At 47.4% G+C, this 26509-nt stretch carries 21 protein-coding genes and 1 pseudogene; 9 read left to right on the top strand and 13 right to left on the bottom strand.

Features of this window, described 5'->3' with window-relative positions; all coding sequences use genetic code 11:
• Positions 1 to 117 precede the first annotated feature (117 nt).
• From JGK39_RS22695 to JGK39_RS22665, 7 genes and pseudogenes are all read right to left on the bottom strand, one after another.
• A complete protein-coding gene (locus JGK39_RS22695) occupies positions 118 to 492 on the bottom strand; it encodes a hypothetical protein (protein ID WP_293257949.1) in 375 nt (124 codons plus the stop codon).
• 92 nt (positions 493 to 584) lie between these two features.
• Positions 585 to 2696, bottom strand: a complete 2112-nt coding sequence (locus tag JGK39_RS22690) for a DNA-binding protein (RefSeq protein WP_293257947.1) — start codon at positions 2694 to 2696, stop codon at positions 585 to 587.
• A 182-nt stretch (positions 2697 to 2878) separates the two neighbouring features.
• Positions 2879 to 3618, bottom strand: a pseudogene (locus JGK39_RS22685) (Uma2 family endonuclease).
• Positions 3619 to 3650: 32 nt separating this feature from the next.
• Entirely contained in the window at positions 3651 to 4634 is a 984-nt protein-coding gene (locus tag JGK39_RS22680) for a ribonuclease III domain-containing protein (protein ID WP_293257945.1), read from the bottom strand.
• A 560-nt stretch (positions 4635 to 5194) separates the two neighbouring features.
• Positions 5195 to 5887: a hypothetical protein gene (locus JGK39_RS22675; protein WP_293257943.1), complete on the bottom strand. Its 693-nt coding sequence runs from the start codon at positions 5885 to 5887 to the stop codon at positions 5195 to 5197.
• A 317-nt stretch (positions 5888 to 6204) separates the two neighbouring features.
• Positions 6205 to 6987, bottom strand: a complete 783-nt coding sequence (locus JGK39_RS22670) for a PP2C family serine/threonine-protein phosphatase (protein ID WP_293257941.1) — start codon at positions 6985 to 6987, stop codon at positions 6205 to 6207.
• Between the two features lie 281 nt (positions 6988 to 7268).
• Positions 7269 to 7931 (bottom strand): VWA domain-containing protein, encoded by a 663-nt coding sequence (locus JGK39_RS22665; RefSeq protein ID WP_293257939.1) that lies wholly within the window; start codon positions 7929 to 7931, stop codon positions 7269 to 7271.
• Between the two features lie 383 nt (positions 7932 to 8314).
• On the opposite strand from JGK39_RS22665, the gene JGK39_RS22660 reads away from it, so the two are divergent.
• Positions 8315 to 8905 (top strand): Uma2 family endonuclease, encoded by a 591-nt coding sequence (locus JGK39_RS22660; protein ID WP_293257937.1) that lies wholly within the window; start codon positions 8315 to 8317, stop codon positions 8903 to 8905.
• 49 nt (positions 8906 to 8954) lie between these two features.
• Complete coding sequence (locus JGK39_RS22655) at positions 8955 to 9194, top strand: DUF6737 family protein (RefSeq protein ID WP_293257935.1); 240 nt, start codon at positions 8955 to 8957, stop codon at positions 9192 to 9194.
• Positions 9195 to 9550: 356 nt separating this feature from the next.
• On the opposite strand, the gene carB is transcribed toward JGK39_RS22655, so the two are convergent.
• Both carB and JGK39_RS22645 read right to left on the bottom strand, forming a co-directional pair.
• Positions 9551 to 12862, bottom strand: a complete 3312-nt coding sequence (gene carB / locus JGK39_RS22650) for a carbamoyl-phosphate synthase large subunit (protein WP_293257984.1) — start codon at positions 12860 to 12862, stop codon at positions 9551 to 9553.
• A gap of 761 nt (positions 12863 to 13623) precedes the next feature.
• A complete protein-coding gene (locus JGK39_RS22645; RefSeq protein ID WP_293257933.1) occupies positions 13624 to 13881 on the bottom strand; it encodes a hypothetical protein in 258 nt (85 codons plus the stop codon).
• A gap of 107 nt (positions 13882 to 13988) precedes the next feature.
• On the opposite strand from JGK39_RS22645, the gene JGK39_RS22640 reads away from it, so the two are divergent.
• The 4 genes from JGK39_RS22640 to JGK39_RS22625 all read left to right on the top strand — a co-directional run bounded on the left by JGK39_RS22640 (position 13989) and on the right by JGK39_RS22625 (position 17134).
• Positions 13989 to 14243, top strand: coding sequence for a hypothetical protein (locus JGK39_RS22640; protein WP_293257931.1), 255 nt, complete (start codon positions 13989 to 13991; stop codon positions 14241 to 14243).
• A 47-nt stretch (positions 14244 to 14290) separates the two neighbouring features.
• The gene (locus JGK39_RS22635) at positions 14291 to 15472 is read left to right on the top strand and encodes a murein transglycosylase A (protein WP_293257929.1); all 1182 of its coding nucleotides are present in this window, start codon (positions 14291 to 14293) and stop codon (positions 15470 to 15472) included.
• A gap of 86 nt (positions 15473 to 15558) precedes the next feature.
• Positions 15559 to 16074: a hypothetical protein gene (locus tag JGK39_RS22630; protein WP_293257927.1), complete on the top strand. Its 516-nt coding sequence runs from the start codon at positions 15559 to 15561 to the stop codon at positions 16072 to 16074.
• A gap of 157 nt (positions 16075 to 16231) precedes the next feature.
• Positions 16232 to 17134 (top strand): ROK family protein, encoded by a 903-nt coding sequence (locus JGK39_RS22625; RefSeq protein WP_293297784.1) that lies wholly within the window; start codon positions 16232 to 16234, stop codon positions 17132 to 17134.
• 33 nt (positions 17135 to 17167) lie between these two features.
• Here the strand turns inward: JGK39_RS22625 and JGK39_RS22620 are convergent, their stop codons facing one another.
• The 4 genes from JGK39_RS22620 to JGK39_RS22605 all read right to left on the bottom strand — a co-directional run bounded on the left by JGK39_RS22620 (position 17168) and on the right by JGK39_RS22605 (position 22013).
• A complete protein-coding gene (locus JGK39_RS22620; protein WP_293257923.1) occupies positions 17168 to 17593 on the bottom strand; it encodes a hypothetical protein in 426 nt (141 codons plus the stop codon).
• 469 nt (positions 17594 to 18062) lie between these two features.
• The gene (locus tag JGK39_RS22615; RefSeq protein WP_293297781.1) at positions 18063 to 19721 is read right to left on the bottom strand and encodes a CTP synthase; all 1659 of its coding nucleotides are present in this window, start codon (positions 19719 to 19721) and stop codon (positions 18063 to 18065) included.
• A 244-nt stretch (positions 19722 to 19965) separates the two neighbouring features.
• The gene (locus tag JGK39_RS22610; RefSeq protein WP_293257919.1) at positions 19966 to 20907 is read right to left on the bottom strand and encodes an Rpn family recombination-promoting nuclease/putative transposase; all 942 of its coding nucleotides are present in this window, start codon (positions 20905 to 20907) and stop codon (positions 19966 to 19968) included.
• A gap of 101 nt (positions 20908 to 21008) precedes the next feature.
• Positions 21009 to 22013 (bottom strand): Rpn family recombination-promoting nuclease/putative transposase, encoded by a 1005-nt coding sequence (locus JGK39_RS22605; protein WP_293257917.1) that lies wholly within the window; start codon positions 22011 to 22013, stop codon positions 21009 to 21011.
• Positions 22014 to 22286: 273 nt separating this feature from the next.
• On the opposite strand from JGK39_RS22605, the gene JGK39_RS22600 reads away from it, so the two are divergent.
• The 3 genes from JGK39_RS22600 to cutA all read left to right on the top strand — a co-directional run bounded on the left by JGK39_RS22600 (position 22287) and on the right by cutA (position 26408).
• The gene (locus tag JGK39_RS22600) at positions 22287 to 24824 is read left to right on the top strand and encodes a VIT domain-containing protein (protein WP_293257915.1); all 2538 of its coding nucleotides are present in this window, start codon (positions 22287 to 22289) and stop codon (positions 24822 to 24824) included.
• A gap of 252 nt (positions 24825 to 25076) precedes the next feature.
• On the top strand, positions 25077 to 25976 hold the full coding sequence (locus JGK39_RS22595) for a pentapeptide repeat-containing protein (RefSeq protein ID WP_293257913.1): 900 nt from the start codon (positions 25077 to 25079) through the stop codon (positions 25974 to 25976).
• A gap of 111 nt (positions 25977 to 26087) precedes the next feature.
• A complete protein-coding gene (gene cutA / locus JGK39_RS22590; protein ID WP_293257910.1) occupies positions 26088 to 26408 on the top strand; it encodes a divalent-cation tolerance protein CutA in 321 nt (106 codons plus the stop codon).
• Positions 26409 to 26509: the final 101 nt, after the last annotated feature.

Below are 26509 nucleotides of genomic sequence, written 5' to 3'. Positions count from 1 at the left end.
ACTTAAGTCCGCACTACGAACCGTTTTTATTATGGTAATCGACAGCCTGAGAGCGGACTTAAGTCCGCACTACGAACCGTTTTTATTATGGTAATCGACCGGACGTGATATAACTAGCTACCCAACCTCAGCGGCTTGCAAAATCTCGTTAACCGGTCTTCCTCGTTTCAGTTCGACCCAGTTAGCTTCAATGGGTTGATAAGCACAATAACATACTGCTATTTCCTGGTTGGTTTCCTTAGACGAGAAGTGGTTGATGCGAGTCACAATCCAGTCGCCATCTTTACCGTGAGTGATGCCATTGTCGGGGTCTTGCAGATTTGTGTATTCTCGCACGCGATCGCCGATTTGAGGCAATTTACCGGAAAAGTCCCACTCTTCTGTCAGCATTTCGGTCAAGCCGCCGGACGGCATTAACTTGCGTTCTCTCCAGCCTTCGGCGCTCATTGATTCTACTTTGTAAACAATCCAGGTTTCCTTCTTAGACATCATTACCTCATTGTTTATATTTTCTTGTGCTGATGCTTCTTGTTCTAGTTGGTTGCTGCATATACTCGATCGACCTAAACAAAGCTTAAATCAAATCACCACTTCCCCAACGCGCCCCAAACAGCACCCGAAATTATCCCCCAAATCGCCCCCAAACCAGCCCCGACGATCGCACCTACCACAGGGGCCAACTGCACCGACACCCCACCGCCCAGGGCCGGAAACACCGCACAAACCCCCGCCCCCAACACCGCACCCGCCGCATTCCCCAAAAAACTTCCCCAAATCGAACCCAAAGCCGCACCGCGAATTCCCGAAGGCTGAAACGACACCGGTAGCTTCGGCGCAAACCCGCAAAAACCCAACAAACTCCCAGAAACCAAACCCCCGATCGCACCCACACCCGCCGCCACAATGGCCACACCCACCAACAAACCCCCAAACTCGATCGCAGGCCGCATCAGCCCGTTATACTGCTGCCAAACCACCAATCCAGCCCCTAGCAAAACACCAGCCCAAGTCCCCATAAACGCTCCCCAAACCGCCCCCAAAAACGCTCCCCGCCGGCCCCACACTCTGCCCACAGGCCGCGCCAGAGGAGGCGAAAAAGCCGCCCAAATACCGCCCCAGAAAGTACCAACCCCCGCGCCTGACAAAATCCCTTGCCCGATCGCCCGATTGTCACTAATCGCCCCAAACACCACACCGCTGATCGCAGCCAAAAAGAAAGCCCCCCAGAGACTCCCTAGCAAAACTCCCCCCCACTTCCGCCAAATCTGGTTCGGCGACAAAGTAAAAATGCCCCACATCATCCCAAAAAAACTGCCCCAAATCGAACCAACAAAAATCGCCCCCAAAATCGCGCCGCCGCCCTCCGCGATCGCCGAAAAAATCCCCGCCACCGCCGCCAAACACAAAGTCCCCCAAACACCACCCCAGGCAGCATCCTGAACAATCCGCTCAAACTTGCTAAGGGGAACCGGAGGCGCCGGAGCCCGACTTCGAGAAGGAATCGGTAGCATCGGCAGTTGATAGTTGCCCAGTTGGCGCGGCAGACCCGTGGAGGGCTGTTGGCGGCGCACTGCGGTCTCCCTCACGACGGGCGGTGGTTGGGGCTTTTTACGCTTGGTTTTGGCGGGCTGCAAGTGCAATCCGTTGCTGACTGCGCCGCGCGAAGGAAACGGATCGCGGCCTTTGAGGAGTTTTGCCCGATCGCACCAAGGGCACCGACTCAGATGATTTCCGTATTTGTGCTGAGAGTTTTTGCTGCAAGTAATTAGGGAATCTTCCGCTTCCCGAATCGCATTCACCCAAGTTTTTGCATCCGGGCGCACCGACGGATTGCTGTGCCCTTCCTCAAAACAGCGGAGAAACATCTGTCGCAGTCGGGGATGCAGCATCTCGAAGGGCGGCGCTGCGGGCATCGGGCGGTAGGGTATCCGCTTGGTACCGCTGGGGAAATGGCCCGATCGAATTCTCGCTTCCAGAGACGGGGGTTCGCCAGTACCGAGATACACTCCCGAAAATGGGTGCGTACCTTCCATCAACAATTGAAAAATTAGTACCGCCAAACCGAACAAATCGTGCTCTGGAGCTCGATCGATATCGCGGAAAGTCTGGCCCTGCAATTCCGGCGGCGTAAACTCGGGTTTCCCCACGGGACACCGATAAACGTAACCCGTATAAGGATCGCGCACTTGAAAGGAATCCGTGTCTACCAGGGTTACTAAAGCCGTATCCGTGACGAGAATATTCGACTCGTTGACATCGCCGATGACGTAACCCCTGACGTGGAGGGCGTTTACCGCCGAAGCGAGGTTTCTGGCGGTGCGGTGGAGGTAAAGATAGTTAAATAGCGGTTTTTGTTCGCGCCTGGTTTTGGGAGTGTAGAAAGTGTGTACCGGCAGCACTTTGTTGACGCGCGGCATCACAAAACCGACGATTTTTTCGCGCCCGCCGACAGTATGCAGCAAATCGAGCGGCCAAGCAATTGAAGCGTGTCCCGGTTCCGCGATCGGCGCATCCGGCGGCATACTGAACATGACAGTGAGTTTGTCGCCGTCTTCGTCTGTCGGTTTGTGGTAGATTTTTGCTACAAGGGACGAGTCTTTGGCGATCGGGTAGATGCGACCTTCACCGCCGCTGGCGATCGCGCTGTTGGTGTCGATCGCAATCAGTTGTCCGCTAAATTGGCGTTGCAACTGCATAGAATTCCGTTAGGGGATAGAGGATTAGTCGATTTTAGATTTTAAATTTTAGATTTTAGAAAGCGACCCCACTGATAAACCGGTAATTCTATTTTATTGTGGGATGGGCATCCTGCCCGTCCTGGAAAACTCAGCAACAGATAAGATGCCTGTTCCACAATAGTTCAATTTTGCAATTGTGGTTACAGTCGATCTGGCTCTATTCCCATGTCTCGGAGTCTTAATTCTAAGGCTTGCGATCGCGATCGTTCTTGTTCCAGCAGCATTTGGGCCTCTTCCAGCAGCATTTGAGCCTGTTGGGCCCGAAGGCATTCTTGTTGGGCCCGTACCTCGGCTTGCTGTCGGAGTCGATCGAGTTCCACAAAACTCATAAACGGTTCTCCAGAGGGCCCGAACATTTCGAGTCCAGTTTCAGATAATTGAAACCGCACTCCCAGTCTCGGACTTATCCAACCGTCCATTTGTTCGATCGCTTCTAATTGTGACTCAACCCGCAACCATCCTCCCAGTTCCAATGTTTGCGGATTGTAGAAATAGTATTCTTCCACACCGTAGCGTTCGTAGAATTTGAATTTTTCGATCGTCGAACCGAACCGATCCGATCTCCCGGCAAAATTTCAAAAGCGACTTGCGGTGCAATATTATCTTCGTTCCACTGTTGGTAAGAACCTCGATATCCTTTGGGGATGCCAAAAACTGCCATCACATCTGGTGCTTGGCATAGTTTATTATTCCCTTCCACCGGATACCAAAGCAAGTCACCGGCCACGAAAACATTCTGGTCATTTGCAAACAGCAATTCTAAATTTTCTTTAATCCAAACGATTAATCGAAACTGATCTGTATTGTTTGACATCGGTTCGCCGTTATCATCGGGGTAGATGATATTTGATTTGTCGGGAGATTGCAGTTGTGTAACCATTGCTGTTTTCCCATTTTTTTTAGGAGTTGATTTTATTTTAGCCGATCGCCTGTTTCGTCTTCCAGTTCGTCAACGGCGGTTTTGATGAAATTATCCACCAGCCAGTCGCGGGTACGCGAGAAATTGCTCTCCAATTCTAGATAGTGACTGCCTAATTTTGTTTTAAAGTCTTTCGGGAAAATCTCTTTAGCCGCTAACAGATTTTTCCAGCGAGTTAACTGACTGCTGTTGCGATCGGGAAAGCGGTGGTACAGATAGTCGATCGCGATCGCATCCATCAGATACGCGCCCAGGATTTCCCGCCGTTTTAGCTCATTTTCCAGCCCACTTTCCGGCTGCTGAGTTAGATCGAGATATTCGCTGACAGTTGTTTCAATCAACTGCTGAGTCAGCCAGTTTCCCGCACGGGAAAAATTGCGATCGAACTCCAAATAAATCGCGCCAAACAAAGCCTCAAAACTCTCGGCTAAAAATTTATTGTACTCGCTTTGGTCTGCTTCTTTCCCGAGTTCGCTCCGCCGGCAGAGTTCGTTCAAGTTAAAATTTTGTGCGAATTCTGCCAGTTTTTCCGGTGCTGCTAAACCACTTTTTAAAGTTGAGATCGCCTCCCCATCGAGGTGAGGATATTCACGGTAGAGGTAATCGGTAACAACAGCACCGAAAATTGCTCCGCCCAGGAGTGACAGCCGTTGGTGCTTCACATCTTTCCCGGATGGAGAGTCGCAGGAAAGACGAGTCAAGGCGATTTCCACAACTTGGGTTTGCTCAAAGTCCGAAAGGTCGATCGCTACTTTGACTGGTTCAACATCTACTACCTGTTTAATTTTTATCTGTTCTAATTCTTCTTCACATTTTGCCCACTTTTCCAACCAATCACCGCCCGCATCTTCGACATACAAATCCACAAAATCTAACCCGTGGTGCATCCAATCATCCTGCATTTTTCGGGCAGCTTCTAGTTCATCAAAGACTTTTTGTAAATTGCTTTCAACGGTGCTTGTACCTTGTACTGTCATAGTATTGATCTTGATGTAATTTGATTTTATTTCCAACAACTTCACCGCACTTCAATCTAATCTCAATTCAATTTATACCGACTTGCTAGTTATTTTACAAGATTGATTCTTTCGGTAAATTTTCCCGTTTCTTAGCCTTCGTATCGATCGCCTGTTGTCGTTCACCCTGCCAACAATCGTCTGAAAACCTTTGTATTTCTCATTTATACCCGAGTCTCGATCCCCCTCAATCCCCCTTCAAAAGGAGGCAAGAAAATACTCTTGTCCCCCCCTTTTGAAGGGGGGCTAGGGGGGATCGAGGGTCTCATACTCATACAGCAGACCGGTACTACGTTTGACGTTAAATTGACACCTATACCTGTTTCCGCACTTGGCCATATCCCCCCGGGAAACAGAGAATGGGAGGAAAAATCTTGGCGTAGCCTTCGGGCCCAATGGAAGCGGGCTGATGATTAAGTTGGTGGCATTGTCTAAAATTCTGCAATATGCGAGTTATTCAAAATTTCTTGTTCACCGAATTTTTAGCAGTCGAAATATTCTCAGCAGCAGATCGGGTGAATTTATGGGAATTTAAGGTAACGACCTGCGGGCAAATTATCACTATTATATAATGCAATGTTAACTAACTGGTTCAGGAAATTTGCATCTTTTGTATCATAACTTAAAAATAGTCCTCTGTCAATCCCCCAGCCTTGAAGAGTTTGTTGCCATTTATGATATTTTTGTTCCGAAAACTCATCAGAAAGAGTAGTGACTTGAATGCAGAGGGGCTGCTGTTGGCGGTTGCTGACGATCGAATCGGTAGCCATAGAAAGATCTGCTACATAGCGATACAAAACACTGCCTTGACGTTCCACTATCCGGGCAGCGAGCGCGCGAATGACGCCATCGTCAGCCGGATCGAATTTACCCGCCTTGAGTTTTTGTTTCCAGATGTAAAATTTGCGATCGTTTTCACTCAGCCATTTAGGAAATAGATAGCCGTACCAATACCTTTCGCCCGGAGTCATTGACTCAAACGCCGTTTCTCGATCTCTTTCCGAAGATAGGGATTGAAGCGCCAGCCAAACCTGAGAATCTCGCATAAGCTGTAGCAAAAAAGCCAGCACAAATTTCTTAGCAGTTAGCGAACCGGGTTTAACATCTTTCACCCAGCGATTGATTTCATCCAATCTTCTCGCCAAACCCGGATCTATGAGATCTGCTTCGCTAATTAGGGAGTTGAGCTTATCCTTAATCTCTTGTGCTTGCAAGTGACGACCTACTGTACAGACTGAGCCATAATTGTTGACACCTCGATTTTATTATAGAACCGTGCCAAATTTCCGCCGCTCGTTAGACAAGAGTGCAAAAATAACTAGGAGGGGCAAGATGCCCGTTCCACAAGAAAAAATGTTTTTTGTGGAACGGGCATCTTGCCCGTTCCAAAATTTGATTAAAAGGACTTTTGCAAGAAGTCTATTCAGTTGAACCGATTAGACTTGTTTCCAAATTCAGAATCGGGATTTTTTTACCGCAGGTAAATGTCGGTTGATACAGATGGATGTTTGCTTTTTAAATATGTTTATTTTTAATTGTTCTGTGCCTCCGATGTCGAAAAAGTTGCCAATAATAATGTTAAGTCATCATCGGTGCGATCGCACACCCGGGGCGATCGCAAAAACGACTCTAATTGCTCTTTGGCATCCGCATCTTCCTTCGCCGTGCCCGAAAACCGAAACAAAGGTGCAAAAAACGGCCCGTGCGGCGTACCTTCGGGGATTTTGAGAGCGAGCATTTGCAAGCCGTCGGAAAACACGGCTAAGTGCGGAAGTTGTTCCCGCATTACCTGAAATTGCGCTGTTTCGATCGCATTTGGCGAAATCAAAAATATGGTTTCGTTGATATATTCGCCGCAGGGAGGTACAGTAAGGGCGATCGCACTTCCCGCACTATCGCCCGCCACCGCCGCACCATCCCCAATTTGAGCAACCGCGATCAATTCTGGCGTAGCCACAACCGCAATCAAAGTGCAAGCCAAATCCCTCGCCGGCACTTCCCGCACAGCCGCTTCCGCTTCCACAGCCGCCCGCGCAACTTGCAGAGAAGCCGTGAAAAATACCTGCCATTCGTCGTCACTTTCAGGCTGCAAATCCTGTTGACAAATCGTTTCCACAACCGCTTCCACAGCAATTTTTGCCCCCACTTCTGCCAGTGCAGCCGAACCCGCGCCGTCAGCCACCGCTGCTACCAAAACACCGTTAGACAATACCCGCCAACAGTGGGCATCTTGACAGGGCTGCGATCGTTTTTCGTGGCTCGTACCAGTCACCGATGCCGCTACAACTTGCCAATTAAAAGATGAATTCTCCATTAATAACTCTTGTATTCAAAACTTCGTAAATTCAAAAACATGGAAATTCAGGGATAGTTTGTTTGTCCCTAATTATGTAGGGTGCGCAGTGCGCACCTTAGGCCTAATCACCAACCATGTAGGGTGCGCAGTGCGCACCTTAGGCCTAATCACCAAGGCCTAATCACCAACCATGTAGGGTGCGCACTGCGCACCTTAGGCCTAATCACCAACCATGTAGGGTGCGCACTGCGCACCTTAGGCCTAATCACCAACGATCATCGATAACTAATGACAAATAACTAAACAGTTCCCCATCCGGGCGGTGGAAGTGCTACTTGTTCGTCAATTTTTGAATGAGAAACTCTCTGCATACTAGCCGACAGCCAGATGAACATTTCTCGAAAATCTAATCCTTTCAATTTTACAGGAGTGCGATCGACAATTTGCGCGAGACGGGAGATATTAGCACCTTCCACACCGACTGCAAAAAATGCCACGCGCTTGTTAGTTTCTTCCTCTTTAATCCGCTGTGCTGCGATTTCCACAACATCGTCGGATTCGCCTTGAGGTTCACCGTCGGTAATCATAAATACCCACGGGCGGTAATAGGTAATCCCATTGTTGCGGTATTCGGATTTGCGGGCGGCGATGGTATCTAGTGCTAGCTGAATGCCGGCGCCCATGTGGGTTTGTCCTTGGGCTGTCAGCAGCGGTGTCTCGAACTGATCGGCGGTCACGAAGTCTTGCACGACTTTGATATTATTGTCAAAGGAAATAATCGCGACTTCGACTCGCTTTTTAGCTAGTTCATCTTTAATTAGGTCATTCCTAAAAACTTCCAGCCCCTCATTCAAAGCGTCTATGGGTGCGCCTTGCATGGAGCCGGAGGTGTCCAGCAGGAGGACGCAGGGACACCGCGGCTCTGGGTTTTCGGCAAATTCTACGGCTTCGTCTAGTCTCATGGTTCAGGATTGACCTTGGAGTGGCTCGGTTTTTAGCATTGTTACTTTATAGCAGAAGGCAGAAGGAAGAAGGAAGAGGGAAGAGGGAAGAAGGAAGAGGGAAGAAGAATTTAGTTATCTAAGAGATGGGGAAAAAGCCACCGCATGGGTTTGGATAATTAATCATGCCCTCATCGTCTCGATCGCATTTTACCATTTCAGTGAAATATCAGCGTCAAATATTCAGTGTCAAATATCAGAAGGGCGATGGATGGAGCCCCGCTAGGCTACGATCTTTTGTTCATCCGCGCTCATCGGCGTTCATCGGCGGTCAAAAAAACAAATTTATTCCTGTCTGTGGTAACATAGTTTAATAGTGATACTGCAAAATAAGGATAAGTCTGATGATTGCAAAAATCAGCTTTGACCAATTTCTTGTAGAATGTCCCGAAGATGGATTATACGAACTGGTGAACGGAGAGATTATCGAAATATTTCCAACCAGAAATCATATTGATGTTGCTGACTGCATCTTAACCTCTTTTCACGCTCAAATCAAAAACCTGAGCTTAAATTATGTAGTGACAAGCAAAACAGCTATCAGAAGTGTAACTAAATCCGGAGTCGAACAAGGACGGAGACCAGATGTCAGCGTAATCGATCGCGATTTGTGGTATTCTGACCGTTCTGCCTATGCTGCTATGCGCGAACCAATTCAGTTAGCGGTGGAGGTAGCATCAATGAATTGGAATGTCGATTATATTCATAAATTGGATGAGTATCAGCGTCTGGGAATTGCCGAATATTGGGTTGTCGATTATTTAGCAATTGCTAGCTCTAAATTCATCGGAAAGCCCAAAGTTGCGACTGTATTTGTCCACCTCTTGGATGCAGGCGGTAACTATCAAACAACTGCGTTTAAGGGCAGCGATCGAATTGTGTCGCGGACTTTTCCAGAATTAACGCTGACAGCAGAACAAGTGCTGTATGCTTAGATTAGGTTAATTGGCCTAACTCTGTTATCTATAAAAAATCACTGCAAATATGAAAACTGGTTCTGAGAAAAAAGCTATTAGTGCTTGGGATTACAAACCTTGGTGGTGTCAGCCTTGGTCGATTCTTTTGACAGGCACAAGTTTGATTTCTGGTAGTTTGTTTTTGCTAAAAACTGTTTGGATAACTGTTTTAGTCGCGATTCCTTTATTGGCTTGGATGGGATTTTTCCTGTTGGTTTGGCCGAGGTTGATGCTGTCTAGCGGTGCTTTAGATTCTGATTCAGATTAGATTTTCGAGGGTGCGTAGTCCTAGGGTGCGCACTGCGCACTGGTTAAGTGCGTAGTCCTAGGGTGCGCAGTGCGCACTGGTTAAGTTTGTAGGTAACAAACCGTAGTTTAGACAAGATTGAAAAAGTTCCAAACTATCTTGAAATTATCTGCGTTTATCTGCGTTATCTGCCTTACATCTGCGGTGGTATTGGAATGATTTAATTCTTGTAGAGCGCAGAGGACACAGAGAGAGAGAATAAAGATGAATGATTCCGATGCTGAGGGAATTTATATTACATCTGCGGTTGAGTTATCAATCAAAGATTTATACAATAAGTCTTTTGTAAGGTGCGCAGTGCGCACCCTACAATCACTCTACGCTTGCGGGTAATAGTCTTGAATTGCTTTCACTTCCATCGGATGCGATTTGAGCGATCGAATTCCCGCTGCTGTGGCCTTAGCACCGGCTATTGTGGTAATAATCGGGATTTTGTAAGTCAAAGCTGTGCGGCGGATAAAGATACCGTCGGCGCGCGATTCTTCGCCGGAGGGTGTGGTAATAATTAGTTGGATTTTCTCATTCTTGATGGAATCCAACAAATTTGGCCGCCCTTCGTGCAGTTTCAATTCCAAATCTACGTCTAAACCTTGCTCGCGCAAAACTTTGCGCGTACCGTGGGTTGCGACTATTTTGAAACCCAATTCTAAGAATTCTTTGATTACTGGTACTACTGATAGTTTATCGCGATCGCGCATCGAAACGAGCACAACTCCCGACTGCGGCATCACTTGTCCAGCGCCGAGTTGAGCTTTGGCGAAGGCTTTGCCGAAATCTGTATCAATTCCCATGACTTCGCCAGTCGATCGCATTTCCGGCCCTAACAATGTATCAGTTCCTGGGAACTTAGCAAATGGTAGCACGGCCTCTTTCACTGAAACATGAGTCGGTACAATCTCTTTAGTAAAACCTAAAGCTTCGAGAGTTTTGCCAGACATGACTCGCGAGGCCATTTTTGCCAGGGGAACTCCGATTGCTTTGGACACAAAAGGTACTGTACGAGAAGCGCGCGGGTTAGCTTCCAAAATGAAAACTTCCTCGCCTTGTACAGCAAATTGAATGTTCATCAACCCGATGACTTTCAAGGCTTTTGCTAGTTCTATTGTCTGGCGGCGGATTGTGACTAAAGCTGCGTCGGAAAGCGTTTGGTAAGGGATGGAACAAGCCGAGTCGCCGGAGTGGATGCCCGCTTCTTCGATGTGCTCCATGATACCGCCGATGGTAACATTGCCAGTAACATCGGCGATCGCATCTACATCAATCTCGATCGCATTTTCCAAGAACTTGTCAATTAAAATTGGGTGCTCCGGTTCTACCAGTACCGCGTATGTCATGTAACGTTCCAATTCTGAATCGGAATAAACAATTTCCATTGCTCGTCCGCCTAACACGTAACTGGGGCGCACTACGACTGGATAACCGATGCGTTGAGCTACGATCAAAGCATCCTGATAACTGCGCGCCAAACCGTTAGCAGCTTGCTGAATATCCAACTGTCGCAGAATCTTTTCAAATCTTTCCCTGTCTTCTGCAGCATCAATGGAATCCGGCGAAGTTCCCCAGATTTTTGTTTGTACGTCGGGGTGATTTTCGAGAGATTTTTGTAAAGGAAGCGCCAATTTTAGCGGTGTTTGTCCGCCAAATTGAATGATTACTCCCTCGGGATTTTCCGCTTCGATGATGTTGAGAACATCTTCTTTGGTTAGCGGTTCAAAATAAAGGCGATCGCTCGTATCGTAATCTGTCGAAACCGTTTCTGGGTTCGAGTTGACCATAATTGTCTCAAACCCGTCTTCCCCGAGGGAATAGGAAGCGTGACAGCAACAATAATCAAACTCAATCCCCTGTCCGATGCGGTTCGGGCCGCCGCCTAAAATCATCACTTTTCGCTTGGTAGAAGGCAAAACTTCCGACTCCGGCGCCAGACTGTGGGCCACGGGCGACACTTTCTTTTCTTCATCGCCCAATTCCCAAATTGCCGCCCCCAGTTCGTAGGTGGAATAGTAATATGGTGTCAGCGCTTCAAACTCGGCGGCACAGGTATCGACTGTTTTGTAAATCGGTACTACGCCCAATTGTTTGCGGTAGGTGCGGACTTCATCTTCCGATGTTTTGGTGGCGTAAGCAATTTGGCGATCGCTAAATCCCAACTGCTTTATTTCAAACATTGTGTCTTTTGTCAACTGTTTGAGCGCCGTTCGTTTCAAAAACTTCTCGGCTTCGAGCAATTCCTGCATTTTATCCAAAAACCAGGGGTCAATTGCTGTCAGTTCAAAGATGTCTTCTACGGACATTCCCATCATCATCGCGTGGCGGACTGTAAAAATGCGATCGGGATTTGGCGTTCGCAATCCGGCGCGAATTTGTTCCAAACTCGGCAACTTTTCCGGTTTGTCGCACCCGAAACCTGCGCGGCCAGTTTCCAATCCCCGCAGCGCTTTTTGGAAAGATTCGTTGAAGCTGCGCCCGATCGCCATTACCTCTCCTACTGACTTCATTTGCGTTGTCAGAGTCGGTTCGGAACCGGGGAACTTTTCAAAGGCAAATCGGGGAATTTTCGTCACCACGTAGTCAATTGTCGGTTCAAAAGACGCCGGAGTTTTCTTGGTAATATCGTTGGAAATTTCGTCTAGGGTGTAACCTACTGCTAATTTTGCCGCCATTTTGGCGATCGGGAAACCGGTTGCTTTCGAGGCCAAGGCGGAGGAACGAGAAACCCGGGGATTCATTTCAATTACAATGAAATCGCCGTTGACTGGATTCACTGCAAATTGAATGTTAGAACCGCCGGTTTCTACTCCGATTTCGCGGATAATTTTCACCGAAGCATCCCGCAGGCGCTGATATTCTTTGTCGGTAAGAGTTTGAGCCGGGGCGACGGTAATCGAATCGCCCGTGTGGATGCCCATCGGGTCGATATTTTCGATCGAACAAATAATCACTACATTATCTGCCAAATCCCGCATTACTTCCAGTTCGTACTCTTTCCAACCGATCAAAGATTGTTCGATTAAAATTTGCGATACTGGGCTGGCATCTACGCCGCCTTGGGCCATTTCTTCAAACTCTTCTTGATTGTAAGAAATGCCGCCTCCCGTACCGCCCATTGTAAAAGCCGGACGGATAATTAACGGATAAGTGCCGATTTGGTGGCCGATTGCTTTGGCTTCATCGAGATTGTTGGCAATTCCCGAAGGACAAACTGCGACGCCAATTCGCGCCATCGCTTCTTTAAATAGCAGCCGATCTTCGGCCATTTCAATTGCTGGCAATTTAGCGCCAATCAACTCTACATCGTATTTTTCCAAAACACCATTTTTAGCGACGGCAACTGCTAAATTTAGTGCAGTTTGACCGCCCATTGTCGGTAAAATTGCTTGAGGTCTTTCTTTAGCAATGATTTGTTCGAGGATGGCCGGCGTTAGAGGTTCGATGTAAATGCGATCGGCAGTTTCCGGATCGGTCATAATCGTTGCAGGGTTGGAATTCACCAGCACTACTTCGTAACCTTCTTCTCGCAAAGCTTTGCAAGCTTGTGTCCCCGAATAGTCGAACTCGCACGCTTGGCCGATAACAATTGGGCCGGAACCAATCAGGAGAATCTTTTTTAAGTCTTGGCGGCGGGGCATAGGTTCGTAATTGGTAATTGGACAGGATTGATGATAAATTTGATATTTTGCATCACTCTTAGAAACAGGCTCTCTGAGCTGTTCCACCAAAAGCTTACTCAAAAGAGTGCAGGTTTTGTTGTTAATTTGAAATTGTGCACCATTATCAGCATTTTGGAAGCGGAACCTCGCGACTCCGGCTGGCCGACGCCGCCAGCGAAGGAGAAATATTGATGGGGAAAGGGTGCAGTCGATGGCTAAATCCAGACTATTTTAAGTGTTGCGGTCACATCGTGCTGTAATATACACAATCTTGGTCTGGCCTGCGATCGATCGTGCTAGGGACACGGTACTCCCTCCGCTACGCTTCACCCAAGGAGTGTCAACTTAACGTCAAACCCGCACTCCGATAGTCCGGCAGGGGTTGAAACCCCTGCCTCAAAGCGAAAGTCCTCTCAAAGAGGACTCAAGAACTAATTAGTCCTCTGTTTAACGTCAAACCCGCACTCCGATAGTCCGGCAGGGGTTGAAACCCCTGCCTCAAAGCGAAAGTCCTCTCAAAGAGGACTCAAGAACTCATTAGTCCTCTTTGAGAGGACTGTCTTCTATTAGCCAGGGACTTGAGTCCCTGGCGGGCCCTCGGGTCAAAGAGGACTCAAGAATTCATTAGTCCTCTTCGAGAGGACTTTCGCTATTAGCCAGGGACTTGAGTCCCTGGCGGGCCCTCGGGTGGGCGGGAGGACTTTGGCGGGCTAACGGCTTAAGTTGACACTCCTTCGGTACTACCGTCTCCTGACTGTGGGAAACGGGTAAAATTCACCGGATGGGATGATGAAATTGCCCTCTGAACCCGCCAAGGATGTGACAATCGTACATCCAGCCGTGCAGGGGCGGTAGATGGAGGTAGGATACCGCACTCCCGCCGTTTCCTTGCCCCAAAACATCGTAGCGTAGCGGGGTTCCATCCATCGCCCGCCAAGGATGTGACAATCTAAGTTGGCACCAATCTCTCCCCTCTCCCCCTCTCCCCCTCTCCCCATCTCCCCATCTCCCCCTCTCCAACCTACTAGATGAAGGAATGCGCCGAGTATCAGGTAAAATATGGAATCGTTCTAAAAGCTTAAAATCAAAAATCTAAAATACACATATGCCTAGAACACCCAGCGAATATTCCGTGCACCTGCTGCTTGATGGCGGCCACCGCGAAGAAATCCGTTTTGCAACTCTGTCAGATTTTCAACAGTGGTATAAAAGCCTGGTTCCCAAACAAGATTCGTCAGAATTTGTCAATGTCCCGATCAAAAATATTCAAGGCGAATACATGGTAGTTAGGCCTTCCAGTATTCTTGCAATTCGGGTAGAACCGATGTTTAGTTCTAGTCTCGAACGATACGATGAATGATCGAGTAGGAAAATTATAATCATCAACAGATTAGGGAAATTTAGAAGTTGAGCAAGATTTTTCGCTATCAGCTATTGGCGATCGCCTGTTGTGTTTTGGCGATCGCATTTTCTGTTCCGGCGATCGCAATTCCGGCGCTGCAACAAATTAGTGTCAGTCAATTACCAGCAAGCGAGTTGGAGTCGATCGCCTTTGACGCTCAAATCTGGGGCGAAAATGGCAAACCGGGCGATCGACAATTGCTGTTAAAGTCGATCGACTACAGCCTCGGCTATCTCGGTACATCGGCCGCTGCTAGCGCTTACCAACGCTATCGGGTAGCAGGAGTTACGCGCGATCGAGTTAGGCGCTCGCTCGATCGATTCCGCCAATTAGTTGTCAGTTCTACAACTCCAGCACAACTCCAGGAATCTGTCAAGCGGGAATTTGTGTTTTATAAGTCGATCGGCAAAGACAACAAAGGAACAGTAGCATTTACCGGTTATTTCGAGCCGACTTACCAGGCTTCTCGCACGCCTAATTCCGAATACCGTTACCCCCTGTACAAGGCGCCGCCAAACCTCGGTTCTTGGCCGAAACCTCACCCAACCCGATTGGAATTGGAAGGTGCGGATGCTTTGCAGGGAAGCAAAGGATTGCTGCGGGGATTGGAATTAGTCTGGTTGCGCGATCGCTTCCAAGCATTTCTTGTCCACGTCCAAGGTTCAGCGAAGTTGCAGCTAGCAGACGGCGGCGTGATGACAGTAGGTTTCGCCGGGAAAACCAGTCAGAGTTATACGGGTGTCGGGCGAGAGTTAGTTAAGGACGGCAAGTTTACTTTAGAACAGCTAACATTGCCGAAACTAAGGGAATATTTTACCAATTTTCCGGCAGAGATGGACAAGTATTTGCCGAAGAATCAAAGCTTTGTCTTCTTCCAGAATACTAACGGAGCACCTGCTACTGGCAGCATTGGAGTGCCCGTAACTGCCGAAAGGTCGATCGCCACCGACAAATCCCTAATGCCCCCCGGCGCCCTAGCATTAATTAGCACGAAACTGCCCTATCCCAATGCGGCGGGAAAACTCGAACAAAATGCCGTGAATCGGTTTGTTTTGGATCAGGATACGGGCGGTGCAATTAAAGGCGCGGGCAGAGTTGACGTATTTATGGGCACCGGGAACCTCGCGGGCGATCGGGCGGGTTATATCAACTCTACTGGAGAACTGTATTATCCGCTATTAAAGTAAGTAAAACCATCTGCCTTCATCTCCATCCATCTGCGTTCATCTGCGTATATCTGCCTGCATCTGCGGTAAAAAAATCCCCAACTCAAATGCTAAACAAAATTTGGCAATTCCTCAAACAACTAATCCAGCGCTTATTGGGGAAAACACCCCCACCACCGCCACCACCTGCGCCCCGCCCCACCCTAACAGACGCGGAATACGAGTCGAAATTCATGGAAATCCTGGAAGGGGTGAATGCCGACTGGAGTCGTGGCGATATCGCGGGATTCTTAATCGCCAAACGCCTGAGAGATAGTGAATTGGCGGCTTGGTTGCGACGGTTTGGAAGTCGATTGTTTGAGGGCGAACATGATGACAATACTGCTACCGATGCGGTGGCTTCGCTTCAGGAATTGGCGCGCAGGCTGGAATTGTTGGGGAGAATTCGCAGCGGGGAATTGTCGGAGGTGGCGGGGGATATGGGGCGGGAGATTTTGACGCGATTTCCGCTGCCGGTGGTTGAGGATGATGGTGGATATGGGAATGTGATTGAGGCGGTGTTTGTTGGGGATGGTTTGGGTGTTTCTGGGGATGAGAGTCGCAGAGGTGGAGATGGTGCGTAGGATGAATAGGATGTAGATGGAGAGGCTAAAAATTTAATAGACTAAGATCGATCGGCATGATATTCTTAGCAATTAAGCGCCGCATCCGTCGCTAATTTTCACACGCTCAAATAAGACGAAAGAGGACGCTCAGTCCTCACTACAAACTTAATTCGTAATGACACAAGTAATCGGCATCGACTTAGGCGGCACCGCAATCAAACTCGGCAGATTCAGCGCCGACGGGATTTGTCACCAATCCTTAACAGTCCCCACGCCTCAACCCGCTACACCTGAAGCTGTGTTAGCCGCCATAACCGATGCTATTTTACAACTAAATCCACAAGAAAATGCTGTAGGGGCGATCGGCATTGGCACACCAGGCCCAGCAGACGCAGCCGGCAGAATAGCGCGAGTCGCAATCAACCTCAAAAACTGGCACAACGTCCCCCTAGCTGACTGGTTGGAAGCCAAAACCGGACTGCCGACAATATTAGCAAATGACGCCGACTGTGCCGGATTAGGAGAATCTTGGTTAGGTGCAGGAAAGCATTTTAAAAACCTAATTTTACTAACTTTAGGTACAGGAGTTGGTGGGGCAATTATCCTAGATGGCAAACTATTTACAGGTCATTTAGGTGCAGCCGGAGAATTAGGATTGATTTCTATAAATCCCGACGGCCCAGAGTGCAATAGTGGCAATCACGGTTCTTTAGAACAGTACATTTCCGTGCTAGCAATTCGCCGCGACACTGGTTTGGAACCCCTAGAATTAGCCAATCTAGCTAAGTCTGGAGATGCCAAAGCTTTAGAATTTTGGACGAATTACGGTCGCTATCTCGGTATCGGTTTAGCAAGTATTATTTATATTTTAACGCCGGAAGCTATTATTATCGGCGGCGGAATTAGTGCCGGTGCAGAATTTTTCTTGCCAGCAGTTCAATCGGAAATTGAGCGGCGCGTGCTGCCGAGTTCTCGCGAAGGTTTGCAGTTATTGGTTGCTGAGTTAGGCAATCAAGCAGGCATGGTAGGCGCAGCAAAACTAGCTTTGCAGGTCGCTAAAATCACTAATGACCAATGACCAATGACTAATGACTAATGACTGATGACTTCTTCATGGCAGAGAATGCCCAGTCATATTTTTAATGTATTCCTGAAGTTTTTGATAATCCTCCGAGTTGCCTTCGCGCATGATAATAATATTAGTGGCGCTGTCAGGCAGGCAAAAGCTGATTAACCGACCGTTCTGTTCGCAAGCAAAAGAGCTAATTCGACTCAGATCGATCGCAAAATCTTTGCGGTCATAATTAATTTTAATCCACGAACCTTTAGAATTGCGATCGATCGTTTTTTTGATGTATTCGAGAATTTGCTTGTAAGCCTCATAATTCCCTTGGGGATTGAGGATAATCGGCAGACTGCTATTCGGCAGCCAAAAGGTAATACGCTTGTTATCCAGTTCGCTAGAAAAAGCACTAATAGTGTCAAGGTCAATTATGTATGTATTTTTCTCATAAGTAATTTTGCTCCAGTAAGCCACAACACAAAACCTCCTCAAACCTGCGTTTCTTGGTATTTTAGGATAGTTTGACAACTCATACAATTTTAGATTTGGGAATTGGGAATTGGGAATTGGGAATTGGGAATGACAGATGACTATCGGGGTTTGGATCTCACCTACAGTTGCATTCTTTTGTGAAACTGGTATCACCTGGAAATCTTAGGTAAAAAGTTAAGTAAAAATATCAGCAATTTTTACCTTCTGCCTTCTCCCTTCTGCGTTCGGGTACTAGCCCCCCAACCCCTGTAAGGGCCGGGAGGTGAGGTTTTTCCGTCGTTGAGAATGCTCCCCGATATCATGTCTGGTAAGTGCAACCCGAATCAAATCCGATTTTTGGGTGGGGCGGGTTTTGTACAGAAATTGTCTGCCCGATTTGAATATTGCGTGTATTCACCCGCCCTACAGACATCCAATATATCAAAACTAATCGATCGCACATCAGATGAGATCAGCTTCCGGCCAGTTTCCCCGCCACCAAGTCGCGGGCCTCAGCTTCCAAAACATCCTGCTTTCCCTGGGTGCTCGCCACCTGGATAAACCCCTGAAACAAAGGGTGCGGGGCGCTAGGTCTAGATTGGAATTCTGGGTGAAATTGACTGGCGATGAAAAAGGGATGGTTGGGCAATTCGATCATTTCTACCAATCGGCCGTCGGGAGATGTGCCGGATACGACATAACCTGATTCTAAGAAAAGATTGCGGTAGGCATTGTTGAACTCGTACCGGTGGCGGTGCCGCTCGTAAATCACTTCTTTTTGATACAGTTTGAAAGCGAGGGTGTCCGGGTTGACGCGGCACGGATACAAACCCACTCGCATCGTACCGCCCAAATCAATTACATCTTGCTGTTCCGGCAATAAATTAATTACTGGATTTGCCGTATCCGGGTTGAATTCAGCGCTGTTGGCATCCTTTAGTTGGGCGGTGTTGCGCGCCCATTCGATCACAGCACACTGCATCCCCAAACACAATCCCAAAAAGGGTATTTTATGGTGTTTGGCATATCGAATCGCCGCTATTTTGCCGTCTACTCCGCGAATTCCAAAACCTCCGGGCACAACAATGCCGTTGATATCTTGGAGATAGTTTTCGATGTTTCCCGATTCTAAATCTTCTGAGTTAATCCAGTGCAAATTTAGGTCGCAGCCGATCGAGATTGCGGCGTGCCGCAAAGCTTCCACCACCGAAAGATAAGCATCGTTCAACCGCACGTATTTGCCAACCAAAGCAATATCAATCTTGTGGCTGGGACTGTAAAGGCGCTTGACTAAGGTTTGCCACTGAGTCAAATCGGGCTGCCGCTGTTCGAGTTGCAGCAAATTGATGGTTTGTTCCGCCAAGCCTTCCTGTTCCATCATCAAAGGCACTTCGTAGATACTTTTGGCATCTTGAGCCGTGATGACGCATTCTTCGGGCACGTTGCAGAATTCCGACAATTTTTGTTTGAGGCCCAGAGGTAAAGGCCGATCGCACCTACAGACTAAAATATCTGGTTGAATGCCGATCGACCTTAACTCCTTCACCGAGTGCTGAGTCGGTTTAGTTTTCATCTCCCCAGCCGAAGGAATCCAAGGTATCAGCGTCACGTGCATATACACAACATTTTGCCGTCCGACAGCCTTGCGAAACTGGCGAATTGCCTCCAAAAACGGCAAAGATTCAATATCTCCCACCGTGCCGCCGATTTCCGTAATCACCACGTCAGGATTGGTGTTTTTTGCTACCCGAAAAATTCGCTCTTTAATCTCGTTAGTGATGTGGGGAATCACCTGTACTGTACTCCCCTGATACTCCCCGCGGCGTTCCTTATTAATCACGGCTTGATAAATGGAACCCGTGGTGACGCTGTTGAGGCGAGACATGGAAGTATCGGTAAAACGCTCGTAGTGCCCCAAATCCAGGTCTGTTTCCGCACCGTCTTCGGTGACGAATACTTCTCCGTGCTGAAACGGGCTGAGAGTACCGGGGTCAACGTTAATATAGGGGTCTAGCTTCAAAATCGAGACTGAGTAGTCCCTGGACTTCAATAAGCGACCGAGGGAAGAAGCGACAATTCCCTTGCCGATGCTGGAAACCACGCCGCCGGTCACAAACACAAATTTGGTCATAGATTTTCGACTTTAGATGTTTCTCAGTTAAGAAGGTAACACTCAAATCTAAGGGCTAGGATCGAAAATTGTCCAGCAGTGTTTGAGCCTTTCTCAGCTACGGTGCGGATAGGACGAGTCGCCCATTAGCTGAATCGGGTGTTTGGCATGGGTTTGGAGTGCGATCGTCCATTTCCCGACTGTTGATTGTTCCTGAGTTCGCTTTTAGAGGAGACAAAGGGCGAACCAGAAACCAAGGCTTCTTTTATCTCGATCGAGAATATGTCTGCAAGCGATCGGTCAAATCTGACACACTAGCCAAATCTAAAACAGCCTCTCCTAAATTCTCTAATTGTTCAGCGGATAACTGACTGATGCGAGTTTGGATCTCCGGCGACAGCGGGCCGACACGGCGCTCCAACAGCGACACAACTAACTGCTGTAACTGCTGCTTTCCTTGTTCGATACCTTGTTCGATACCTTCTGCAAGGGCTATTTTGGTAGCTAGACTAATGGAGCCACGCTGGTCTTGAATCCAGATTTCTCGCTTATCTAATTCATCTAGTTCTTGAGCATTTAGATTGGCTGTACTGGCAATTTTAAAAGCCTGTTTTAGTTCCTCTACATTTCCCAATTCTTCTGGAACAGCCTGTAAAGCTTGAGCTGTTTTCATGAAGTATATCCACTTATCTGTCAAGGTTTCTAATTCATCTAGTTCCTTGTTGAATTTTGGTAACTCCACAAACACCATCTCAAATTGATCGGCTAGATAATCTACTAAAAATGTCTTTTCTTTGAAAATAAAATGCGAAATCACTGTGTCCATGTTCTCAAACATTTTAAAATCTGTAATCGTCAAAGCAATCACAGGGTTTAACTTGCTGTAGCCACTTCCTGTGCTTAGCTGCATTGAATATGTTTTAGTTGCATTGTACAAAACCCGCTGCTGAAAGTATTCTACATTCAAAACCTGCATTTCAATAATCACAGTTTTGTCACCATTAATCTTGGCTTTGACATCCAAGTAAGTATCTTTGATACCTTTAATATTTGGAGCTAAATAGGGGTCGATAATTTCTAAATCTTCGATAACTGGCCGTGCTTCGTAGAGGAGAGCATTTAAGAAACTAATTAAAATTTCTTTACTGTCATCCGAGCCGAAGATTTTTTTAAAAGCAAAGTCGGTTTTGGGGTTGATAAAATTCATGACTTTTTTGATTTATCAGAGGTTGAGAGGTTGAGGTTAGTGTTATTTAAGCTATCTGACGATCGGACAAGGTTGGCCATTGGAGCGGTGGACGAGCGCCCTCAAGAATATGTCTGCAACTTAGCCATCAAATCTGACACACTGGTCAAATCTAAAACGGCCTCTCCTAAATTCTCTAATTGTTCAGCGGATAACTGACTGATGCGAGCTTGGATCTCCGGCGACAGCGGGCCGACACGGCGCTCCAACAGCGACACAACTAACTGCTGTAACTGTTGCTTTCCTCGTTCGATACCTCGTTCGATACCTCGTTCGATACCTTGTTCGATACCTTGTTCGATACCTTGTTCGATACCTTGTTCGATACCTTGTCTGATTCCTTGTTCGATGCCGATTCTGGTCGCTTTGGTAATTGCACCGCGCTGGTCTTGAATAAAAATTTCTCGCCTTTCCAAATCCTCCAATTCATCAGGATCTAGATTGGCTTCATTGGCAATTCCAAAAGCTTTGCGGAGTTCCGGTACATTCCCCAATTCTTCCGGGACAGACCTTAACGTCCGAGCGGTTTTCATGAAATATATCCACTTGTCTGTCAGGGTCTCTAATTCTTCTAAAGTCTTGTCAAATTTGGGTAATTCAACAAAAACAAATTCTAACTCTTCGGCTAAATAATCGATTCGATTATTTTTTTCTTTAATGCAAAACCGCGAAATTACTGTTTCTAGATGTTCAAACATTTGGAAATCGGTAATTGTTAGGGCAATTACTGGATTCAATAAATCATAGTTTTCTCCACTTTTCAACTGAACTGAGTAAGCTTTGGTGGCATTATACAAAATCCGCTTTTCAAAGGATTCTACGTTCAATACCTGCATTTCAATTATTACAGTTTTGTTGCCACCAATTTTAGCCTTGACATCCAAATAAGTATTCTTAACTCCTTTGATTTTGGGAGCCAAATAAGGGTCGAGAATTTCTAATTCTTCGATGACGGGATTTGCTTCGTAGAGAATAGCATTTAAGAAGCTAATCAAAATGTCTTTGCTGTCAGCAGAGCCGAAGATTTTCTTAAAGGCAAAGTCGGTTTTGGGATTGATGAAACTCATGGTATTTTATTTTTACTAGAGGCTGAGAGGTTTAGGTAACAGTTATTTAAGTATCTAACTATTATACAATCTTGTAGGTTGGGTTAGCAGTCGATCGCCCGAACCGACCTCAATCCTCAATACCGATGCCAGCCCCAGTCTGCGCCGATGGAGTCAATTGTAAAATCTTTAATCTAAAATCCCGTCATTTTTCCCAAACAGCTAACCCAGGAACGTTTCGCCAATGGTAAAGTCATGGTATATAGAGCACCTCAAGTCTGATAAAAAACAACTATGAAGTTTGTCTGCGTTCTATCCCCTCAACAGTGGCTTTCTGGTGGTATCGCATTCCTCGCAGCGATCCTCTTCGAGGGCTTCGCTAACGAGTGCGGTGCTATTCTCGCTCCCCATGGGGCGCGGGCAAACACTCCCGGGCAAAATCATTCGTCTCTGTCGCCGAAAATCCTCGCTAGTAGTAACGATGTTAGTTGTAAGGGCGCGCGATCGCCCGAAACTCGCTGCCGTGTCGGCGGTTTGTTCGTCAAAACTCAAAATACGGCCGCAGAACAAGTCTTTACTCTCAAGCAGACTGAAGTTAAAGCTAAAATTGCCGGCAATATCTCCCGCGTCGAAGTTGTACAGAAGTTTGAAAATCCTTTTCCCGAATCTTTAGAAGCTATTTATGTATTTCCCCTCCCCGATGAAGCGGCAGTGGACGATATGGAAATTAAAATCGGCGATCGCATTATTAAAGCTAATATCAAACGCCGCGATGAAGCTTTGGAAATTTACCAAAAAGCTAGAGAGCAAGGCCGGACTGCGGGTTTGTTGGAACAAGAACGCGATAATATTTTTACTCAGTCTCTCGCTAATATCAAACCGGGAGAAAAGATTGAAGTTACGATTCGCTACACCGAGAGTCTCAAATTTGTCGGCGGCGATTACGAATTTGTGTTTCCTACAGTGGTAGGCCCGCGCTATATTTCGCGAAATACGATCCCCCCCAACCCCCCCTTAGCAAGGGGGGGCGATAGTTCAGATGCCGATCGCATAAACCCGCCTCTCTTGCCTCCGGGTACGCGATCGGGTCAGGATATCGCTATTTCCGTAGAAATCGATGCCGGAGTTGCGATCGGCGATGTCCGCTCTACTTCCCATCAAATTACCACAGAACGCAGCGACAATCTTGTGCGCGTCCAACTAGCGAATTATGACAAAATTCCTAACAAAGATTTAATTCTCCGCTATCGAGTATCAGGCGAAAATACTCGCGCCACAGTCCTGAGTCAAGCCGACCAACGGGGCGGTCATTTTGCGACTTATTTGATTCCGGCATTAAACTACAAATCTAATGAAATTGTACCGAAAGATGTCGTGTTTCTGATGGATACTTCCGGTTCTCAACAGGGCGAGCCGCTAGCAAAATCTAAGGAGTTGATGCGCCGCTTCATTCAAGGGCTGAATCCCAAGGATACTTTTACTATTATTGATTTTGCCAACACGGCGCAAGCGCTATCAACTACTCCTTTAGCGAATACTGCCCAAAATCGACAAAGCGCAATTAATTATATCGATAAGTTGCAAGCTAACGGCGGCACTGAACTGCTCAACGGCATTCAAGCCGTGATGAAGTTTCCGGCTGCACCAACGGAAAGGCTGCGGAGTATTGTACTAATTACTGACGGTTATATTGGCAATGAAAAAGAAGTTTTGGCTCTTGTACAGCGGAGTATAAAACCGGGCAATCGACTTTATAGTTTTGGTGTCGGCAGTTCGGTGAATCGGTTTTTGCTCAACCGTTTGGCAGAAGTTGGTAGAGGCACGTCTCAAGTAATTCGTCAAGATGAACCTTCAGCGGAAGCTGCTGAAAAGTTTTTCCGTCAAATTAACAGTCCGGTATTGACTAATATTCAAATTAGTTGGGAAGGAATGGGCGAAAAACCGGAGATTTATCCGATCGCACCACCAGACTTATTTACCGCTCAACCGCTGGTGTTGTTTGGCAAAAAGAGCGATCGAACTAACGGCCAACTTCGCATCCGCGGCACTCAAGCGGGCGGCAAAGCTTACGAGCAAATTTTACCTGTTAATTTTGCTCAATCCGGAGGGAGACAGCGAGAGTCAACTTCAGCCGCAGCAATTGTTACAGATTTTGGGAATCCGGCGGTAGCTCAACTTTGGGGGCGATCGCGCATTAAAGATTTAATGAATCAAATGTTTGGCGGCGAGACTCCTTCTCTGGTGGAAGCTGTGACTAATACAGCTTTGAGTTATCGCTTGCTGTCGGAATACACCGCTTTTGTGGCCGTGAGCGAAGAAGTGCGAGTCGAACCAGATGGTGCTCGCCGTCGCGTGGAAGTGCCGGTGGAATTGCCACAGGGTGTCAGCTATAACGGTATTGTCGAGGCAGACGAGCGCGAGCAAACTAGAGGTGGCACTCGCAGCCCCAGCTCCACTCGCAGTTTTTTACCGCCACCGCCACCCCCAGCTCCTCTCCCGCGGCTGGCTCCTGACAGCCAACGATCGCGCCAGCAGCAGATTGCTGCTCGCTTGCAAGTTGTCAGCGCTCCCGGATTGGATGCTGGGGCGATCGCATCTTTGAATCAATACCTGCGATCTGTTAATCTCCCAGCGGCGGTTAGTGGCGAGACGGTGTGGGATTTATCCGTACAAGACGGCCGTGTTGTCAAAGTGGCTAACGACTCTCAAACCTCGACGCTGCAAGCAACAGACGCCCTTGAGAGCATCAAAGCAGCCTTGCAATCCTGGCAACCTCCCGCAGGATTTAAGGGCACGCTGAGGCTGAAATTGCGGATTAATGCCGATCGTTAAGGAATGACTATCTATGTCACGAAATATTAACTTTTAAGTCAAAACTACCGAAAGGGCGATCGCCACCATGAGAACAATATAAAATCTTTATTAAGAGATCGCCTTTGAACAGAAAGTGATGCTAACAGAAGTTATACCGTTTGATGCCAACGCTGAAACAGTCTAATTTTTGTAACAGTAGAATTTCTGAGACAACCTGAAGAGTAAAGATTTCTCGATCGACCCCCCCAATCAGAGAAGGTATCACGCCCTATGGAAGTTAGCGAACTGCTCAACAATTACGAAAAAGGACAAAGAGACTTTGCTGGAGCCGATCTGAGCGGTGCAAACCTCAGCGGAGCAATCTTAATCGGAGTAAACCTTTCGCGCGCTAATCTTTCCGGAGCGAACCTCAGCAGAGCGTTTCTCACCAAAGCCACGCTCAAAGGCGCGCTGATGCACAGAACAAATCTGAGTTTTGCCAAAATGGGCGAAGCCAAACTCTCAGGCGCAGATTTGACAAAAGCTAATTTGAGCGGAGCGTTTTTGGTAAAAGCAAAAATGCCCAGGGTAAAGTTAACCGGCGCAACTTTAACCGGCGCCAACCTGCGGAGTGCTGTGTTGTGGAATGCCAATTTGTGCAGCGCCGACTTGCAATTAGTTAACTTGCTAGGCGCCAACCTCACCGGAGCTAATTTTAAATGGGCAAACCTTTACGGTGCCAAGCTCAACAGTGCAAAACTTTTTGGAGCTCAATTAACTGGAGTCAGCCTGCGGCGAGCGCAGTTGACAGGGGTGAATCTCTGCGGTGCAGATTTGAGCGGCGTCAACGTCAGCGAAGCTAAATTGATGGGAGCTAATTTGGAAGGCTCGAATTTGACGGGGGCGAATTTCAGCGCGGCTCAGTTGCGGGGAGTGAAGTTGGCGGGAGCAAACTTAACCGGGGCTAAGTTTAGGGGAAGTTGTTTGAAAGGGGCAAATCTGAATTGGACAAAACTGTGTCAAGCTGATTTGATGGCTGCCGATTTGAGCGAGGCGACGCTAATAGGAGCTAATTTAGATAATGCTTTGTTGGCGGGAGCTATTTTGCCGGAATCTACTAGGCGCTACTTTTCTTTAGCTGGCGCCTGCAGAGTCAATTCTTGGGATGTTACGGAAGTTAAGAATGGGTAATTGGTAATTGGTAATTGGTAATTGGTAATTGGTAATTGGTAATTGGGCATTGGGCATTGGTAATTGGTAATTGGTAATATCAAATCCGTTGAAATCGGATCTAAAATTGTTATGGCTGTTAATTTTGGTGTGGTGCTGGTAACTGCTGCATCGGAGGCGGAGGCGGAGCATATTGCTAAATCTCTTGTTGAATGCAAGCTGGCTGCTTGTGTGAGTTTGTCGCCGATTCGCTCTATTTATACTTGGGAAGGCGAGATTCATGCGGAGTCGGAGTGGCAGTTGGTGATTAAAACAGATTTGGCTAAATTTGAGGCTTTAAAAACAAAAGTTCAGGAACTCCATTCCTATGAAGTTCCCGAAATTATTGCTATTCCCATTATCGCTGGTAGCGAGGCTTATCTGAATTGGCTCGAACAATCTTTAGGTTCGTAGTGAGGACTTTAGTCCTTGATTATCCACGCATCAAGACGGACTGAAGTCCGCACTACAAACGAAACAATAAAGGTTCGTCCTAAGGACTTTAGTCCTTGATT

It is taken from the genome of Microcoleus sp. PH2017_12_PCY_D_A, from assembly GCF_020738565.1.
Classification (GTDB): domain Bacteria; phylum Cyanobacteriota; class Cyanobacteriia; order Cyanobacteriales; family Microcoleaceae; genus Microcoleus.
Note: the sequence above shows the minus strand (reverse complement) of the source record. Positions and strands in the feature narration are given on the sequence as shown.

Bases quoted from the DNA above. Each gene is read 5' to 3' on its own strand.
- JGK39_RS22695 (WP_293257949.1), bottom strand. From the start codon at position 492: ATGATGTCTAAGAAGGAAACCTGGATTGTTTACAAAGTAGAATCAATG.
- JGK39_RS22690 (WP_293257947.1), bottom strand. From the start codon at position 2,696: ATGCAGTTGCAACGCCAATTTAGCGGACAACTGATTGCGATCGACACC.
- JGK39_RS22680 (WP_293257945.1), bottom strand. From the start codon at position 4,634: ATGACAGTACAAGGTACAAGCACCGTTGAAAGCAATTTACAAAAAGTC.
- JGK39_RS22670 (WP_293257941.1), bottom strand. From the start codon at position 6,987: ATGGAGAATTCATCTTTTAATTGGCAAGTTGTAGCGGCATCGGTGACT.
- JGK39_RS22665 (WP_293257939.1), bottom strand. From the start codon at position 7,931: ATGAGACTAGACGAAGCCGTAGAATTTGCCGAAAACCCAGAGCCGCGG.
- JGK39_RS22660 (WP_293257937.1), top strand. From the start codon at position 8,315: ATGATTGCAAAAATCAGCTTTGACCAATTTCTTGTAGAATGTCCCGAA.
- JGK39_RS22655 (WP_293257935.1), top strand. From the start codon at position 8,955: ATGAAAACTGGTTCTGAGAAAAAAGCTATTAGTGCTTGGGATTACAAA.
- carB (WP_293257984.1), bottom strand. From the start codon at position 12,862: ATGCCCCGCCGCCAAGACTTAAAAAAGATTCTCCTGATTGGTTCCGGC.
- JGK39_RS22645 (WP_293257933.1), bottom strand. From the start codon at position 13,881: ATGGGGAGAGGGGGAGAGGGGGAGAGGGGAGAGATTGGTGCCAACTTA.
- JGK39_RS22640 (WP_293257931.1), top strand. From the start codon at position 13,989: ATGCCTAGAACACCCAGCGAATATTCCGTGCACCTGCTGCTTGATGGC.
- JGK39_RS22630 (WP_293257927.1), top strand. From the start codon at position 15,559: ATGCTAAACAAAATTTGGCAATTCCTCAAACAACTAATCCAGCGCTTA.
- JGK39_RS22625 (WP_293297784.1), top strand. From the start codon at position 16,232: ATGACACAAGTAATCGGCATCGACTTAGGCGGCACCGCAATCAAACTC.
- JGK39_RS22615 (WP_293297781.1), bottom strand. From the start codon at position 19,721: ATGACCAAATTTGTGTTTGTGACCGGCGGCGTGGTTTCCAGCATCGGC.
- JGK39_RS22610 (WP_293257919.1), bottom strand. From the start codon at position 20,907: ATGAATTTTATCAACCCCAAAACCGACTTTGCTTTTAAAAAAATCTTC.
- JGK39_RS22605 (WP_293257917.1), bottom strand. From the start codon at position 22,013: ATGAGTTTCATCAATCCCAAAACCGACTTTGCCTTTAAGAAAATCTTC.
- JGK39_RS22600 (WP_293257915.1), top strand. From the start codon at position 22,287: ATGAAGTTTGTCTGCGTTCTATCCCCTCAACAGTGGCTTTCTGGTGGT.
- JGK39_RS22595 (WP_293257913.1), top strand. From the start codon at position 25,077: ATGGAAGTTAGCGAACTGCTCAACAATTACGAAAAAGGACAAAGAGAC.
- cutA (WP_293257910.1), top strand. From the start codon at position 26,088: ATGGCTGTTAATTTTGGTGTGGTGCTGGTAACTGCTGCATCGGAGGCG.